Annotated in this window: 8 protein-coding genes; 4 read left to right on the top strand and 4 right to left on the bottom strand. The window is 40.6% G+C overall.

The window, feature by feature from the left end; translation table 11 throughout:
- Positions 1 to 27: 27 nt before the first annotated feature.
- From ACOKFD_RS05665 to nagB, 3 genes are read right to left on the bottom strand one after another with little or no spacing between them, the layout of a single operon-like run.
- Positions 28 to 1,359, bottom strand: coding sequence for a hypothetical protein (locus ACOKFD_RS05665; protein WP_422860351.1), 1,332 nt, complete (start codon positions 1,357 to 1,359; stop codon positions 28 to 30).
- 16 nt (positions 1,360 to 1,375) lie between these two features.
- Positions 1,376 to 4,378, bottom strand: coding sequence for a SusC/RagA family TonB-linked outer membrane protein (locus ACOKFD_RS05660; RefSeq protein WP_422860350.1), 3,003 nt, complete (start codon positions 4,376 to 4,378; stop codon positions 1,376 to 1,378).
- A 14-nt stretch (positions 4,379 to 4,392) separates the two neighbouring features.
- On the bottom strand, positions 4,393 to 6,309 hold the full coding sequence (gene nagB / locus ACOKFD_RS05655; protein ID WP_422860349.1) for a glucosamine-6-phosphate deaminase: 1,917 nt from the start codon (positions 6,307 to 6,309) through the stop codon (positions 4,393 to 4,395).
- Between the two features lie 180 nt (positions 6,310 to 6,489).
- On the opposite strand from nagB, the gene ACOKFD_RS05650 reads away from it, so the two are divergent.
- Genes ACOKFD_RS05650 through ACOKFD_RS05640 form a run of 3 tightly spaced genes read left to right on the top strand, consistent with a single transcriptional unit; the run spans position 6,490 to position 8,578 of the window.
- A complete protein-coding gene (locus ACOKFD_RS05650) occupies positions 6,490 to 7,239 on the top strand; it encodes a DeoR/GlpR family DNA-binding transcription regulator (RefSeq protein WP_298999320.1) in 750 nt (249 codons plus the stop codon).
- A gap of 2 nt (positions 7,240 to 7,241) precedes the next feature.
- The gene (gene murQ, locus ACOKFD_RS05645) at positions 7,242 to 8,063 is read left to right on the top strand and encodes an N-acetylmuramic acid 6-phosphate etherase (RefSeq protein WP_422860348.1); all 822 of its coding nucleotides are present in this window, start codon (positions 7,242 to 7,244) and stop codon (positions 8,061 to 8,063) included.
- Positions 8,060 to 8,578: a hypothetical protein gene (locus tag ACOKFD_RS05640; RefSeq protein WP_422860347.1), complete on the top strand. Its 519-nt coding sequence runs from the start codon at positions 8,060 to 8,062 to the stop codon at positions 8,576 to 8,578. Before murQ ends, ACOKFD_RS05640 begins: the two co-directional genes overlap by 4 nt.
- 1 nt (position 8,579) lies before the next feature.
- Here ACOKFD_RS05640 and ACOKFD_RS05635 read toward each other — a convergent pair whose 3' ends face one another.
- Positions 8,580 to 9,698: a PQQ-dependent sugar dehydrogenase gene (locus ACOKFD_RS05635; RefSeq protein WP_422860346.1), complete on the bottom strand. Its 1,119-nt coding sequence runs from the start codon at positions 9,696 to 9,698 to the stop codon at positions 8,580 to 8,582.
- A 146-nt stretch (positions 9,699 to 9,844) separates the two neighbouring features.
- Here ACOKFD_RS05635 and ACOKFD_RS05630 point away from each other — a divergent pair, with 146 nt between their 5' ends.
- Positions 9,845 to 18,154, top strand: coding sequence for a T9SS type B sorting domain-containing protein (locus tag ACOKFD_RS05630; RefSeq protein ID WP_422860345.1), 8,310 nt, complete (start codon positions 9,845 to 9,847; stop codon positions 18,152 to 18,154).
- Positions 18,155 to 18,173 lie beyond the last annotated feature (19 nt).

Here is an 18,173-nt window from a genome sequence, read left to right as displayed (position 1 = left end):
TAAACTAACAAATTCAAAAACCACTACTTAAATGGATGGGTCATCCGGTGTATTGGGGTTACTATTTCGTTCTAAATCTGGATACGGATAGAAATTTCTATTACGTTCTTCATCAAAATTCATTGCGGCGCCACTAGGTTCTGGTCTTCCAAATCTTCTGCTGTCTTCCAAACTCATTCCAGTAAATAGAAGTTCTGCCCTTCTATTTCGATATACCTCGTTCAATAAGGCATCTACCGTGTTATCTCCGGAGTAAGCCGCGACATTAGCATTGACCTCAAAGGGGTCGTCCGTATCCGTGAGTACTTCATTTAATGCAGCTGTAGCCGCAGCTAAGTTTGGACTTCCTATTCTAAGATTTGCTTCTGCGATTATTAAGTTCATCTCATCTGGAAGGTATACTGGAATGGGTTCTGTTATTTCATTAAAGAAACCAGCAACGTCCTCAATGGGTAAACCATTCTGATTGGTCTCATCCAATGGGATGAAGTAAAATGCCAATCTTCCATCCGCAGGGTCAAAAACAAATTCCGTAGGCAAACCAAAATTGTCCCTAGGCTTGAAATTTGGAGTATTGTTTTGAACAATTCTAGCCCAAATAGGATTTGGATTCTGAGTGTCATATTCAAAAGTCGAAGTCGAAGTTAAATCTACATTGCCGGCCGCTGCAAGTGCGGCTTCATAGTTTCCAGCGAAAAGATTGTAACGAGCTAGATATGCGGTAATCGTACTTGTTAAATCGATATTCCCCAAAGTCACTCCGTCAATAAATTCTGCCGAAGCTGCTGTACCGGATAGTTGGGCAGCTGCCTCTGTCAAAAGTGTAATTGCTGTTTCAAAACCTTGGATTCTAGAAACAAATGCAGCATCATTGTCGTTGCTTGTTTCCACAATCACCTGTTCATAATTCTGGGCGAGACTTCCAATGGCCAATGCTTTGAAAAGTTTTGCATGGGCGATTAGACCACTACGGGTACCTGCATCCAACTCAATATTATCGGTATTACTTTCAATATCCTCTGCTATTTCAATGACCCTTAGCATGGTTGACCAAAGTCCCTGTACATTGGAGTTGAAATTGGGAAGAGGCGTTCCTCCATCTTCCAATTCAATCATATTTTGGAACGTAGTGGTTATCCCTCCTTCACGGGTGGTTATGGCTGGGGTCTCTACAATCCAACGTATTCCAACAACGGAATATAATTGTTGAAGGCCTACGGCTGCTGCGAATACCCCTTCTCTAGAGGAAAAAACTTGTTCTTCAGTAGCGGCATTTGGATTTTCAAAATCAGTTTCACAAGAGAAAAGTCCTAGTGTAAGTGAAACACAAATGATAACGTATATAATTGTTTTTTTCATCGTCTTTGTTTTTTAATTAGAAACTTACATTGACTCCTAACTGATACGTTCTTGGGATAGGGACTCCAGCAAAATCGAATCCTCTTACCCCATTGCTCTGTCCAGCAGTATTTATTTCTGGATCCCATCCCGAATAATCATCCCAGGAAATGAGATTTCTACCTACTAGACTCAACTGTACGTTTTCCACTCCCTTTATTGGAGGTTTAAAATCATAGCTTATAGCTAGTTCTCTTAATTTTACAAAAGAGCCATCTTCTACGAATTCCTCAAAGATACCTGCTTGGGCACCACCAAATCCTTTGGGTCTGTTTCCAAGTAACTCTTGGCCAACGTTGAAACCTCCTCCAAAGATTACATTATCCAATAGTCTGCGGTTCCAATTGAAAACATCAAAACCTTGCACCGCATCCAATTGGATTCTTAGTTTAAAGTTTTTGTAAGCAAATTCGTTGATTAAGGAACCAAACCAATCTGGGTTTGGGTCTCCAATTACCTTAGAGCTTGCGCCGTCTTCTGTAGTACCTGCAAAAGGATAGCCATTTTCATCCAACGAAATACTTCCGTCCGCATCTCTTGCATAAAATTGCCGGAAGAAAACGCCTAAAGGCTGTCCTTCGATAACGAAGTTTGTTGAAAAACTATCAGGTAAGGCAAATTGACCGCCACCTGCTACTCTAGTAACCACATTTTCATTTTGCGAGAAGGTTGCTGTTACATCCCAAGAAAAATCATTGGTTTTTATTGGTGCACCTCTCAACAAAATTTCGATACCCTCATTTTCTAGGTCCCCAACATTTTCTATTCTGGAACCAAATCCGGTAGATGGGGCTAGTTCCCTGGGTAATAGTAAATCAGTAACGTCTTGCTTGTAATAGGTGAATTCAATTCCAATACGATTGTTCAGCAAACCAGCATCAAAACCAAATTCAATTTCTTCTTGACGCTCTGGTGCAATATCTAGGTCACCTTGGTCTGGAGCGTCAGTTAAAACGTCATCGCCAGCCGGTAACAAACTGGGTGTGCCATTGATTGCAAATGGAGAAAAAACAGTAAATCTTTGAAACGCTGATAAAGCAGTTAAGTTACCTGCCTGACCCCATGAGCCTCTAATTTTAAAAGTGTTGAATGTATCGCCAAAGGTATTTTTCCAAAAATCTTCTTCGGAAATAATATAGGACAAACTTGCTTTTGCGTACAATTGGTTTCGCTCATCTTCACCAAAAGTAGAAGCACCATCCAAACGGATTGCACCATTGACATATAATTTATCTTTATAACTAAAAGACTGTTGTAGGAAAGAACCCCAATAGGAAATTTGAGATCGGGTTTCACCTTGACTGAAAATTGTACCTGTATTTGCTACTTGTACAATTGGGACAAGACCTTCTGCGTCTATAGCAATCCGATCAAATTCTTCATATTGCCACGAACCTCCTAAAGTAGTAGTAGACTCTATATCTTCTGTAATGGGAGTTTTATAGGCTAGGTTTAAATCACTGTTATATTGAAAGTTATTAATATCAGCTCTTCTGCTAAAGCCACCTCCTACAGGAGAGGTATTGTTTATGGGAATGAAACCTGTCGCCGACTGATTAAAGAAATCGAGACCTAACAGGTAACTGGCGCTTAGCTTATCCGTGATTTTTGCATTTAAACCAATACTGGTAATAAAGCGATTTACTTTTTGACCAAAATCAAAGCGGTCCACTGCCTCCAAAGGGTTGGTTCTAGGAACTAATAAGGAGGTTACAGGGTATACGCCAGATTCATCTGGATTAGGATTCACTGAGTTATCACTGAAAACAAAGCCCGTAATTGCTCCATAAGCAACGTTAATTCCTCCGTTCGGTACATCATTACTAACACTTCGGGTGTAATTTAGTCCGGCATTGATTTCTAACCAATCCCATGCTTTTTGGGTAATATTGGTTTTAAAGCCAATACGTTGAAAATCGGTGTTTTTGATTATTCCCTCATTGTCCAAGAATGATCCAGAAATGTAATAAGAGGTTTTCTCATTACCACCACTTACAGAAAGAAAATTTTCAACACCAAATCCCGATTCAAAAAAATCATCTTGATAATTGAAACGTTCTACGGGAACAGTTTCCAAATTGGTGCGATCAAAAGGATCTACCCAGGCAAGTGGCACTGTATTGTAATCAATTTCCTTTCTTAACTCATTGACTCGAACATTGGTTGAAAAATTGAACTTCGGAGCTCCAGTCCGTCCTTTTTTAGTAAAAATCTGAACCACACCGTTACTGGCTCGAGAACCATAAATGGCCGCGGCAGCCGCTCCCTTGATGATTTCAATCCGTTCAATATCATTTGGATTCAAATCCACAAGACGGTTTTGGGATGTTCCTCCCAAATCCACTAAGTCATTACTGTTACTGGAATTACTGATTATTATCCCATCCACAATGTAGAGAGGGTCAGAATTTCCCAAGACCGTACTTGGCCCCCTAAGACGGATACTTATTCCACCTGCGGGGTCACCAGAATTTTGTTGTACCAAGGCTCCAGATATTTTACCAGAAATGGCTTGATCTACAGCAATTGCACCATTGTTCACCAAATCCTCAGATTTAACGGATGAAATGGCGTTACCCAGTGTCCTTTTGTTTACACCAACGGGATTACCTGTAACCACTACTTCGTCCAAGCTCAATAAATCTTCTACCATGACCACATCCGTAGTAATTGATGAGCTTGAGCCTAAGTCAATAGCAATATTTTGCGTTGTAAACCCTAAAGAGCTAATGGTTAGATTTACCGAACCTTGCTCTAAGGTGGCAGTAAAACTATAGTTACCATCAAAATCGGTTATTGTTCCGAATGAGGTGCCTTCAATGAAAACGGAGGCTCCGGACAAAGGCTGGTTTGTCCCATTTTCCGTTATGGTTCCATTAAAAGTGTATTGACTTTGGGACCATATCGATGATGAGGTCAAAAAGCAACACGCCGCGAGCAGGAACCCTGTTTTTTTTAAATAATCATACAGTTTTCGCATACAGAAGTTAGTTTTTAGTTAAAATTAAAATGATACCGCACAAACCCCTCCATGGCTTCATATTCAGCCATGCCTAAGGCATTATAGCGGTTAGCGGTCTCTTTGTTTCTTTGTTCAGCCCTTTGCCAGAATTCGCGTTCGTCGTTTCCTGGAAACATGGCGCTGTCCTTTTGGGATTGATGTTTGAAAATGGCATTTTTCTTTCGAGCCATATCTTTGGGTCCAATGGGCACGGTCATTTCCATGTCTGCGACTTCCCATTCTTGCCAGGCTCCCCTGTAGAGCCATACATAGCAATTGTTTATCCAGTCTTCTCGATTCTTTTTCAGCAAATCAATAGCTTGATATATAACTTCTAGACAAACCCGATGAGTACCGTGCGGGTCTGATAAATCCCCGGCGGCAAATATTTGATTGGGCCTTACTTTATTTAGTAAATCATAAGTTATTTTTACATCCTCTTCAGAATGTGGTTTCTTTTTTACAGTTCCCGTCTCATAAAAAGGAAGGTTGAGAAAGTGAGCATTTTTTTCCTTCACTCCACAATAACGACAGGCAGCTAAGGCTTCTCCTCTTCTTATTAGACCCTTGAAGTTTTGTATTTCGGCACTATCAACTTGCCCTGGCTTCTTTGAAGCCATGAATTCTCTTACCTCTTTAAGCTTTTCATCTAATTCTGCATTGTTTTCTTGTACTGCGGCCGCAAAATCCAAAAACCGAATTACCTCGTCATCAAAGACAGCAATGTTACCTGAAGTTTGGTAAGCGATATGAACATCATGCCCTTGGTCAACCAAACGCAGCAGAGTCCCACCCATGGAAATCACGTCATCATCTGGGTGAGGGCTAAATATTAATGAAGTCTTAGGGTGTGGGTTTGCTCTTTCAGGACGTTGACTATCATCAGCATTGGGTTTACCGCCTGGCCAACCTGTAATGGTTCGCTGAAGTTGATTGAATACTTTTAAGTTAATCTGCTCGGCCGAGCCTATCTCGGCCACAAGGTTACCCATACCATATTCATTGTAATCTTCGTTAGTAAGTTTAAGGATTGCTTTCTGTAGTTTTTCAGAAAGCCATATAGTGGCACTTTTGATTAACTGGTCATTCCAATGACATTCTGAGACCAGCCAAGGCGTTTGAATGCGTGTCAATTTAGATGAAGAGGCATCGTCCAGAACAAAGTCGCAATTGGAGTGGTGCTGCAAAAAAGTAGCAGGAATGGATTCCTTAATTGGGCCTTCAACCGATTGTTGTATGACATCTGCTTTTCCCTCTCCCCAAGCCATCAAAATTATTTTTTTGGCTGATAGTATGGTTCCAACACCCATGGTTATTGCACGCTTGGGAACGTTCTCTTGACCAAAGAAATCACTGGCCGCATCCAGTCGGGTTACACGATCTAATCTGATTAGCCTTGTCTTGCTATTAAGTGAAGACCCAGGTTCGTTAAAACCAATATGCCCTGTTCGGCCTATTCCTAAAACTTGAATATCAATTCCCCCAACATTTTCAATCTTTTTCTCGTAATCAATACAGTAATCCCGAATTTCATCAGGTGACAGACTTCCATCAGGAATATGAATGTTTTCCGAATCTATATCAACATGGTCAAAAAGATGTTCTTTCATAAACCGAACATAACTATGCAAGGAGTTTGGTTCCATTGGATAGTATTCGTCTAAATTGAAAGTGATTACATTTTTAAAACTTAGTCTACCTTCTTTATGAAACTGAACTAAATACTCGTATACCTTGGTTGGAGTAGATCCTGTTGCCAAGCCAAGAATCGCCTTTTTGCCCTCTTTTTGTTTTTCTTGAATTAAGCGAGCAATTTCATTAGCCACAAAAAGCGATGCTTTATTGGAATCCTCCTGAATTATGGTGTGGATTTTCTCAAATGTACGGTCCTCGAGTAAGCTAGGATTCATTGATATATTGTGTAGTGTTCTTGCAAAAAATCGAAATACTCATCTCAAATGTATGCAAAAAACAGCAATTAGTACGATTATTTGCAATATTTATCGATTTTTGTTTAATTTTCTGTCATATTTGCCGTATTTTGCTGTAATTGAAGTTCGTTTTAAGATTTATTTAACTTTGCGCTCCGTATGCTAAAGGAAGAAAGACATCAATTCATTTTAAATGAAGTGAGAATCCATAATAAGGTATTGCTTACGGATATCGCGGATTTGTTGAAGGTCTCGGTAGATACGGTACGACGTGATATTAAGGAGCTGCATAATTCGGACCAATTAAAAAAGGTACATGGTGGTGCGGTTTCTCTTGGGTTTAATACATATAGCCCTGTTGGTAAGAAGGTTTACTCTTTAGAAAAGAAATCCCAGATTGCGGAAAAGGCAATTACCTTAATAAAAGAAGGACAAGTTATTCTACTAAGTGGCGGAACAACAAACTTGGAACTTGCTCGAAGACTTCCCTCTAAAATGCAACTTACTTGCTTTACTCCAAGCCTCCCCATAGCAGTTCAATTATTGACAAAATCAAATGTGGAGGTCATTTTTATAGGAGGTAGGCTTTCCAAAGATTCGCAAATCACTGTTGGAGGAAGTGCAATTAATATGTTATCCGAAATAAAAGTTGATATTTGCTTTTTAGGTACCAACTCTATTCACCCTGTTGAAGGACTGACTGAATTTGATTGGGAAATCGTACAAATGAAAAAGGCAATGATTCACAGTTCCAGAAAAGTGGTTTCCCCTTGTATTTCTGAAAAAATAGGATCTTTGCAGCGGTATAAAATATGTGGTGCCGATGAGGTAGATGTCCTAATCACCGAATTGGAACCTTGGGACATTAAACTTGATGCCTTTAAAACTATGAACTTACAATTACTGTGATTGTGAACGAAAAACACGTGAAGATAACCGAAGAGCCTTCTCATTATGATGCGCTGGAACAGATGGATACTTTGGATATTATATCCAGCATCAACAATGAAGATAAAAAAGTTGCCGATGCTGTAGAAAAAGTGCTTCCCAAAATTTCACATTTAGTGGATGAAATTACCACGAGATTTGAAAAGGGAGGACGTTTGTTTTATATAGGAGCGGGAACAAGTGGTAGATTAGGTATTCTGGATGCTTCAGAAATTCCACCAACTTTTGGAATGCCCCATGACCGAGTCATTGGTCTTATTGCTGGCGGAGATAGTGCCATACGAAAAGCTGTGGAGTTCGCTGAAGATGACACAAATCAGGCATGGAAAGACCTAAATGAATACGATATTGATCAGAATGATGTACTAGTGGGAATAGCTGCATCAGGAACCACACCTTATGTGCTGGGAGGTATACACGATGCTAAAAGCCATGGTATACTTACCGCTGGCATTACAAACAATCCTGGTTCTCCGCTATCCCTAGAAAGTGATATTGGCATTGAAGTAGTGGTAGGTCCTGAATTTGTAACTGGAAGTACGCGTATGAAAAGTGGTACCAGCCAAAAGATGGTACTTAATATGATTTCAACCGCCCTTATGATTCGTATAGGGAGAGTGAAGGGGAACAAAATGGTCAACATGCAACTGAGCAATACCAAATTAGTAGATAGAGGAACGCGGTACTTGGTCGAAGAATTGGAACTTAGCTATGATGATGCAGAAAAAGCTCTCATTAAATATGGCTCTGTCAAAAAAGCCATGGAAGCCCTAAAGGAAAAATGAGTTTCGAGGACCGACTTACCGGAGGTCACCCAAATTCTTTGGGAAATACCCTTGAGGTAGTTGAAGAAGTTTTACAGAATCCTTTACTTTTCGATGATTTTTTTAACTGCTATTTCAGTAAAGATGAAGTAGTACGTTTACGTGTGTCCAATGGAATAAAGCGTATTTGTAAAGCAAATAAATCTATTGTTTTGCCTTATCTGGATAGGTTGTTGAATGAAATTTCAAAAATTGAGCAGGCCTCTACACAATGGACTTTAGCCCAATTGTTCTTGATGTTGGAAAAAGACCTTTCAACTACTCAAAAATCCAAAGCACAGGAAATACTGAAGAAAAACTTGGCGGCCCATTCCGATTGGATTGTTCTTAATCAAACCATGGAAACCTTAGGAAAGTGGGCTGAAAAAGATGGGGTGTTGAAAGAATGGATTATTCCGTATTTAAATAGGTTAGTGCAAGATGAGCGAAAATCAGTCTCAAAAAAAGCTTCGAAAATCCTTCAGAGGTTGTCTTGATTTATTTGGGAACCAATCTAAAGATTCCTTTCCCCTCAATCCCAACATATATATACCCGTCAGGACCTTGTTTTACATTTCTCAGTCTACCTTGTCCATCTAGTAGCTTTTCTCGATAGACCACTTTGTTGTTTTTTAATTCGAGGCGTTCCAAATATTGAAAAGAAAGTGAGCCTACCAAAAGATTTCCTTCCCATTCTGGATACTTGGTTGATGTAACAAATGTCATCCCGCAGGGAGCAATTGAAGGAGTCCATTGATAAATAGGTTGCTCCATTCCTGGTCTTGAGGTCTCATCGGTAATTTTTGTCCCTATATAGTTAATACCGTACGTAATTACTGGCCAACCGTAGTTTTTGCCTTTTTGAATGATATTGATTTCATCCCCACCTCGAGGACCATGTTCATGTTCCCAAATATCGCCAGTAACAGGATGTTTGACCAAACCTTGTGGATTTCGATGTCCATAACTGAAAATAGCTGTTTTCGCCCCTTTTTTGTCTACAAAGGGATTGTTTTCTGGAATTTCACCATTATCCTTGATTCTATAAATCTTGCCTCCGTCTCTAGTAATATCTTGAGGATTTACATCACGATTACCTCTGTCTCCTATGGAGAAGTATAAAAAACCTTGATTGTCAAATTCCAATCTACTGCCAAAATGTTGTCCTTTTGTAGTATTGGGCACTCCTTTGTAAAGCACTTGTTTTTCAGTAAGTTGATTTCCTTTCAGTTTAGCCCGCATAATCGCAGTGTTGCCTGCGGAGCCACTGCCCTCACTAGAAGAGTATGATAAATACAGCCAACCATTTTCCTTATAGTTGGGGTGTAATTCTATGTCCATTAAACCTCCCTGTCCTCGAACATAAATCTTTGGCAGATTTTGAATTTCACTTGTTTTTCCGGACTCTACCAATAGTAATTTTCCGTTTTTTTCAGTTACCAACATGCCGCCTTCAGGAAGAAAAGCCATACCCCAAGGGTTTTGGATTTCATCTACCACTGATTGAAGTGTAAAGAGGCTTTTTTGAGGAATATTTATGTTCTTATCTGTCTTTTGGGCACATGAAGAGGTGAGCAGTACAACGAAAAAATAGGGGGCCAGCGCACTTTTTTTCATAGTTTTACGTTGAAAAGTTATAAAATGTAGACAAAATACGGCTAATTAGAGTCGAACGACAAACAGTTTAATATAAGTTTAGAAAATTACAATTGCTGAATATTAAGACCCAAATCTGATATTCTAGCCATAACAAGACTTAACCTATGCTTCCTCGAAAAACAAGGCATGTAATCTATGCTGTGTTGTTCATATCAGCCTCAATATATGGAACCACGGTATTAACTGAAACAAGTGTCAATGGACTTATCTCCAGAGCGACATCTGTTATTTCTGAGTCTACCGCAGAAAAAGATTCTAAAACATCCGAAAGTAGGCAGAATACCTTAAAAGGTAATCTCTCCAACATGGCGAGCCCAATGTTTATGACCATAATTCAAGGCGCAGATGAACAGGTGGTTTGTCCCAACGATGGAAGTACTTTGGCCAAATTTTTTCTTTGTGGTACCAGTGATACTAGGACCCTTAGTCTTTCTCAATCAGGTTCTAATTATGAGTGGCAGCAATTGGACCCCAATACTTGTGCGCCTACTGTTGTGGAGGATTGTCCCACCATTAATGCTTCATGTACATGGAATACCGTAGGAACCGGCCCAACCTTTAACCTATCCACAGATGGTGAGTTTCGGGTTCGTGTGGACTCAGGTCAATATTTTTACTTTAAATCTACTTTAAACCCTTTAGATCCTCAATTAATTCACGATGATATTATTTGTGGAAACCCAGGTAGGGTAGAGGTAACCAACGTACCTGCAGGTTATGAATACAGCTTGAATAGTGCTGCAGGACCATATCAAAATGATCCATTTTTCGACATTACAGCACCGGGAGACTATCGCGTTTTTGTACGTTTGAGAAATTCACCTTCAAGTGCATGTATTTTCCCATCTAATTTGGTTACTGTCCAAGACTTGAACATTAATGTAGACGTAACTGCTAATGATATTCTTTGTAGTGGTGAATTGGGTAGTATTGATGTACAGGTCTCTGGTGTCCCTGGATTTTATACCTATCGTTTGATTAAAGATGGAGTAACCGTTGATACTTTTGGACCTAATGCTTCTGACACTTATACCTTCGCCAATGTGGGTACTGGAATTTATAGTATTCGAGTGGAAACCAATGATTGCTCGGAAATCATTACACAAGATGTAAATGGAGTACCAATTGAGATTGGTAGCGGTATTAGTCCCTTGGATGTATCAGCAACAGCCTCAGACAGTTTTGGTTGTGGTGCCACATCCATTGATGTAGATGTTACAACTTCAGGAGGTACAGCACCTTATCGCTTTAGTGTAGATGGAGGTGCATTTGGTCCAACCTATACAACTTCCAGCTCATTTGCGGTAACTACTTCCGGAACATACTCCATTTTGGTAGAGGATGCCAATGGATGCCAAAGAAGTGCACAGGTAGACGTACAAGATATACCACCCCCAACATATACTATAACCGAAGAAGATGCCAATTGTGGTGGTTCTAATAATGGACGTGTTACTGTTAATATTGTAAATGGATTTGGTTATGAAATTGAATACAGTGCGGACAATGGAGCAACTTTTCAAATAAGTAATGTATTCTCCAATCTAGCTCCGGGAACATATGATATAGTCTTGAGATATGAACAGGATACATTTTCTTGTACCACAACTCCTCAAGTTGCCACTATTGGAACACCTTCCAATATTACCGCTTCGGCGAGTGCAGATTCCGCGCCCACTTGTTTGAATGAAACGGGGGGACAAATTACCATTTCAGGTATTTCAGGCGGTACTGGGCCTTACGAATTTAGTATTGGAGCAGGATTTGGTACCAACCCTGTATTTCCCAACTTAGGAGTTGGAAGTTATACCCCTTTGGTACGGGATGCTAATGGATGTGTACAACCCCTTCCAGATATTGTTTTCAATGCTTTGGACAAGCCGACAGACATGGATTTTGCCATTTCCAGTCTGAATTGTATCACAACTACGGCCACTATTGACGTTACCGTTACCGGTGGAACAGCTCCTTATACTTACGAAATTGTGGCCCCAACGGCTAGTGCCATTAATAATGGGAACAATAACAGCTTTGTTGGGCTGGGATTGGGAACATACACATTTAGGGTCACTGACGCGGAAGGATGTTCCTATGATGAAAATTATGCGATTACCGATATCAGTTCTATTGGTGTCCAGGCCCAACAAACTCGTGTGGTTACTTGTGTAGGCGATTCTGATGGAGAGGGTAGGTATTTGGTTGATGGTTTTAATACTACCTATAGCTACAGTATTGACGGAGGAACAGTCTTTACAGCACAGAATAATAGTATCATTCCGTTGACGGGTCTTTCTGCTGGAAGCTATGTAATCACAGTTACTGATGAAGAAACCAATTGTACGGATACAGCCACATTGGTCATTGAGGAACCTTCTACTGCATTCGCTATCTCCAGTTTGGATGTTACAGCAATGAGCTGTCAAAATGGAAACATTGGAGCCGTCAGGGTTAACACTGTTGGTGGATGGGGAGGTAATCGTTATACGCTTACTCAACCAGATAGCTCTACAAGAGGTCCGAAAAATGGGCCGGTATTCTCTAATCTTTCTCAAGATGGTGTGTATCAAGTAAGCGTGACGGATGCTAACGGATGTACAGTTACAGATAGTTTTACATTGACACGATTGGATGCTCCAACCTTGACTTTAGATTTAGGCGCATCTGATTTATGCTACGATAATTTTAATGCGGCCACTTTGGTGGTAAACGCTTCTTCTGGAGCTGCCCCGTACCAATACCGAATCAATGGCGGACCATTAGGGGCAAGTAATTCATTTAGTGGACTTACTCCTGGCACTTATACCATAGAAGTTGTTGACGCCAATGATTGTAGGGATACAGTGACCAGAACTATAGAACCACAAGTAATAGCCAATGCTGCAATAATTCAGGAGTTAGACTGTGCTGGACCGCCAGCTCAAATACAAATTGATATTAGCAACGGATATACTTTGGGGGGTAATTATGATATTTATGAGGTAAGTATTAATGGGGCACCCTACACATCCAATAGTAACAATATAACAGGAAACTCTTTTGTTTACAATATTCCCAATGATGGTTCCATAACAACCGATACTACCTTCCAATTTTTGGTCACAGATAGTCAAGGTTGTACTACGGAATCCAATGTTGTTACCATAACCCCACCAGAAACTATAGCAGGTTCCATAGTAGGGACCGATACCCAATGTGGGGATTTGACCAGTGGAATCGTGGAATTGATTCCGGACACGACCCAAGGTGTTCCACCATATGAGTATAGTAATGATGGAGGAGCTACCTTTAGTAGTCAAAACATCTTTTCTGGCTATGGTCCTGGATTGCAAACAGGATTCGTTATACGAGATAGTAGAGGATGTGTAAGTCCGATTTACGATGTTACTATTGGCAGTAGTACACCTTTAGATGCTACTCCGACCCCCGTAGATGCTGTATGTTCTTCGGGTACGGTTGAAGGTTCGGTTTCTACGACCATCAACAATGGTACTGGACCTTTTGATTACGAACTTTTTGATGCCAATGGAGGGCTAATTGCCTCATCAATTGGAACTGCAAGTACTACGGTTACTTTTCCAAACTTGCCATTGGGTAACTATACGGTAGTAACTCACGACTCTGAAGGATGTGAAGACAGAGATGATTTTGTAATAGACCAAAATCAATTGGATTTAATACCCTTAGACCCAGACCCACTATTATGTAATGACACTTCGTTCCCATTCCGGGTAAGAGCAGTAGGCGGAACAGATCCGTATGAATTCAGACTGGTAGGTGATCCTACATTCCAACCCGGTACTGGACCAAATAACAATATTTTTGACGTTACAGGTTTGGTTGTTCCTGGTGTAACCTACTTTGTTGAAGTTAGGGATGCAAATGGATGTACCTACATCGAGGAAATTGGACCCATCGGTCCAGCTAACCCAGTAGCTGTCGCGGCTACGGCTACAACAGCATCCTGTAATATTTCAGGAAGTGGTGTGATTGACTATGATGTAACTGGAATTCCTGGCGGAAACTTTGAGGTTACTTTGGAAAACACGGATACAGGAGCAACAATATCAGGACCACAACCATATTCGGGTCAAACAATGCCTTTTAGTGATACCTTCACCGGCTTAGCACCAGGAAATTACCAAATCATTGTAACCGACACGGATACAGGTTGTGCCGGAAGTACTTTAGTTTTTATTGGATTGAATTCTCCTTTTATTGCAGTAGACAGTAATGTGAACGCCACCTGTAACGCTGGTGCATTTGTAACAGTAAGAGGATTTGGAAGCACAGGACCTTATGAATATGCTTTTGTCCCAACAGGTGACCCAGTTCCTTCCACTTTTTCAACTGATACTACTTTCGAAATAGGAGCTCCATATCCCACAGATTATGATTTCTATGTAAGGGACGCCAACGGATGTACTGCATTTACAACGGCAACGGTTGCTCAAGACCCGGGCATACCTACTCCGGCAATCGATGTAATTAATCAGTGTACAGCTACCAGCGGTTATCAAATAAATGTAACAGCTCCACTAACTTCTGGACCCGCTCCTGAGACTACTTTTCAATATGATATTGGCAGTGGTTTTCAGAACAGTCCGAATTTTGTAGTTCCCAACCCAGGTAGTTATGTTATAACCATTCGTGATGGTAACGGTTGTAACACGACTGTAAATGCCGAGGTATTTGATTTCTTTGCCATTACTGCTGATGCAACTTCTTTACCTACATGTAATGCAGGTGATGGCGAGATTACAGTAAACACTACCGGTGGTAGTGGTAATTTTGAGTTTCAATTAAGGGATGCGGTCACTCTGGCGAATATAGGGCCTGCTCAAAGCTCCAGTACCTTTATCAATGTTTTACCAGGAGATTATAATGTCCTGGTGACGGATTTAAGCTCCAATACAACACCCTTATGTTCAGATGAGGCAATAGTAAATGTTTCTTTGGTGAATACTCCCGTAATTACAGCTACTCCGGATACGGACATTAGTTGTAATAATGCGGATGATGGCACTATTTCTGTGGAGTTACAGCCCGGAAGCGATACGGATACTCCTTTAAGTTTCATTTTGTATGACGGTGCAAGTTCTACAATAGTTGCTGGTCCACAACCTATGGCCTTGTTTGATAATTTGGCACCCGGAACGTATCAGGTAGAAGTTGTTTCAGATAGGGGATGTTCAGATCGTTCAGGAAACATACTGATTACCGAGCCAACTGAATTATTGGCCAATGCCATAAATACGGACTTTACTTGTAACCCGGCGAGCAATCAATTTAGCACAGCCACCATAACCATTTTTACCGATTCCAACGGTGATGGTACAGGGACGGCCACAGGTACAGGGCCATACACCTATAGTATGAATGACGGAACACCACAATTTGATGGAACCAATTTCCAGACCAGCAATACCTTTGAAGTGATTGATAATGGTACAAACCAAACCATAATTCTCACTGCAAGAGACCAAAACGGCTGTGAAGACACGGCCACGGTGACCATTAATACACCTACGGACATAACGTTTAGTTTCAGCGTAAATCAAATTACGTGTGATACTTCAGGAACTGGAGTAAGCCCAGGTTCTATTGATATAATAATAAACGAAGGACCCGGTAACTATGAAGTTGAGATATTGCCTTTAGGTTCAGAACCTGCAAGAAACTCAGGTGGAACAGATAGGGTGACTTGGGATATTTCTACCCCAGGGGACTATATTTTTGCAGTCACCGATATTGGAAGTGGCGGATGTACCTACCTCACTTCAACGGTAAACATGCCTGAATACAACAACATTGAAGCATTGATTGCTGAGGTGCGTCCAGTTACTTGTTTTAACGGTAATGATGGTGAAATCAGTTTGGAGGTCAATAATTATAGTGGTCAGTACAACTACGAAGTCTTTACTCGAGACAGTGGTGGTGTAGAAACCTCCACGGGGGTAACTGGAAGTTTTGATACCAATACACCAATAAGCACACCTGAAATAATCACTGGGTTACCCGCTGGAAATTTGGTGGTTCGGGTAGAAGCTTTGGATACACCGTTTTGTGATGTGGTAAGTAATGTGACCACAGTAAGATCTCCTGACAGAGAATTGACCGTTCCATTGGTTCAAACCGGGGAGGTTACCTGTAATGTTCCTGGATTTGGTGAAATTACTGCCTCAGGAGATGGTGGTTGGGGCGGATACGAATATCAACTTATTGCCCCTGATGGAATTACCGTTTTAGTAGATTATCCCAACACAAATCCTGTGTTTCAAGGATTATCTACAGGTACCTACAGAGTAAATATTAGGGATGCGGAAGGATGTGAGAGGTTTAATACCATTAATTTACCATTACCTACACCCATAACTGCTGATATTCAGGTAGTACAACCTTTACGTTGCAATAATGACAATGATGGAATTATTGAAGCTCATAACATTTTAGGAGGTCAAGGGCCTGGTAATTACTTATATCAACTGAATAGAATTACTGATGGTACAAACAGTGGTTTGCAGACCACCCCAACGTTTGCCAACTTATCGGCTGGAGATTATACTATCACTATTTTTGATGGATGGAACTGTAGTTTTACAACCATCCCAATTACCGTTCAAGATCCAGAAATTGTAATTGCTCAATTGGTAGAGTTACAACCTCCAGGATGTGGGGATTTGGGCAGAATGGAATTAACGGTTACCAATCCTGAAGTAGGAGTAGATTACTTCTACAGAAGGTCTGGTACTGCAGATCCATTTGTACCATTCGGAGTTGGAATGACCAGTATTGAAATCTCTGCTGATATTACCATAGATCCAGGACCATTCCAATACGATGTGCAGAATTCCAATGGATGTCCTTTTGAAAGTTCCAATCAAATCTCATTGGATCCAGCTGCTCCTTTAGTTATTGCGCTCGATTTAGCAAATGCAACCATTAATTGTGCTGGGGAAGCAACAGGTATTATTCGTTCAGAAGCATTTGGAGGAATAGGTAGTTATATGTATACTTTATTGAATTCCAATACACCTCCTAATCCAACAGCAGCAAACACGGTTAGACCCGCACAGGCTTCTGGAATTTTCAGAGACCTTGCGCCAGGAACGTATTTTGTATATGCGCAAAGTGGTGGTTGTGAAGCCATTTCGACCCCAATAGTCATTGAACCAAAACCACCATTGGTATTAGAGTATTTGGAAGCAGTACCAGTTTTGTGTGCAGGAGACAGTAATGGTCAAATCATTATTGAAGCAAGTGGTGGAACAGGCGCTATACGCTATTCTATTTCTGATAACTTGAGCGAGTTCTTTGTGGGAGATGATCCTGTACATCCTAACAGACGTACATTCAACGACCTTCCTCCTCGAAGCTATGATGTTATTATTCAGGATGATTTAGGATGTACCATTACCCGAACCGTTGAAATTACCCAACCCATGGAGCTTTTGGCTGGGGTAGTTTCTACGACACCAGAAACTTGCTTGGGAGATGAAGATGGTACTATGACTTTATCCGTAACCGGAGGTACTGCACCGTATTATACCAGTGTCAATTCAACAGATGATGCAGATTTCGTTCAAAACGATACCATGTTCTTTGATAATCTAGTTGGAGGTGAAACCTATGTAGTATTTGTTAGAGATGCCAATGGATGTGAAACCAATGTAATCGCTGAAATTGATCTAGGTATAGAGATAATAGCCGAACCTATGGTTGAATATGGTTGTGAAGGTATATTTCCAAATAGCACGACCACCATTTCAATTCAAGATAGTTCTTTACTATCCAGCTTGTTGTTTTCTTTAGATGTTGAAGATATACAGGTAGCTTCTGACCAACGAACATTTGCAGATTTGGCACCAGGGGAGCATACGGTCTATATATACCATCAAAATGGATGTGTCACCTTCGTGGAATTCGAAATTGATGCATACGAACCTCTTGTTTTGGAAGCTGAGAAAACCGGTCCAAACGAAATTACCGCTACCGCTTCGGGTGGATTTGGGGGCTATGAATACTTCTTCCAAGGAGAATCAACAGGAGAAAACAATGTGTTCAACATTATTGAGGATGCTACTGTAAACATTATGGTAGTGGACCAAAATGGTTGCGTTGCCAATTTTGTGTTGCCTTTCAATTTTGAAGGAATGCCAGATTTTCCTCCTTTCTTTACTCCGGATGGGGATAATATGAATGACTTCTGGTATCCTCAAAACAGAGAGTTTTTCCCTGATATTGATGTGATTATTTATGATCGTTATGGTAGGGTGGTAGCCCGATTGGATCAGGTTAGGAAATGGGATGGTACTTATGAAGGATCTCCCTTGCCAACAGGAGACTACTGGTATGTGGTAAATGCTAACGATAATGAAAAACAACAATTCGTAGGACATTTCACACTACTTAGGTAATCAAAAGCGTTTTTTATAC

The sequence above is a fragment of the Flagellimonas ulvae genome (genome assembly GCF_049333175.1).
Classification (GTDB): domain Bacteria; phylum Bacteroidota; class Bacteroidia; order Flavobacteriales; family Flavobacteriaceae; genus Flagellimonas.
This window is presented reverse-complemented; position numbering and strand designations above follow the sequence as displayed.

Coding starts and splice junctions, on each gene's coding strand:
- nagB (WP_422860349.1), bottom strand. CDS start 6,309: ATGAATCCTAGCTTACTCGAGGACCGTACATTTGAGAAAATCCACACC.
- ACOKFD_RS05630 (WP_422860345.1), top strand. CDS start 9,845: ATGCTTCCTCGAAAAACAAGGCATGTAATCTATGCTGTGTTGTTCATA.
- ACOKFD_RS05660 (WP_422860350.1), bottom strand. CDS start 4,378: ATGCGAAAACTGTATGATTATTTAAAAAAAACAGGGTTCCTGCTCGCG.
- ACOKFD_RS05640 (WP_422860347.1), top strand. CDS start 8,060: ATGAGTTTCGAGGACCGACTTACCGGAGGTCACCCAAATTCTTTGGGA.
- ACOKFD_RS05650 (WP_298999320.1), top strand. CDS start 6,490: ATGCTAAAGGAAGAAAGACATCAATTCATTTTAAATGAAGTGAGAATC.
- ACOKFD_RS05665 (WP_422860351.1), bottom strand. CDS start 1,359: ATGAAAAAAACAATTATATACGTTATCATTTGTGTTTCACTTACACTA.
- ACOKFD_RS05635 (WP_422860346.1), bottom strand. CDS start 9,698: ATGAAAAAAAGTGCGCTGGCCCCCTATTTTTTCGTTGTACTGCTCACC.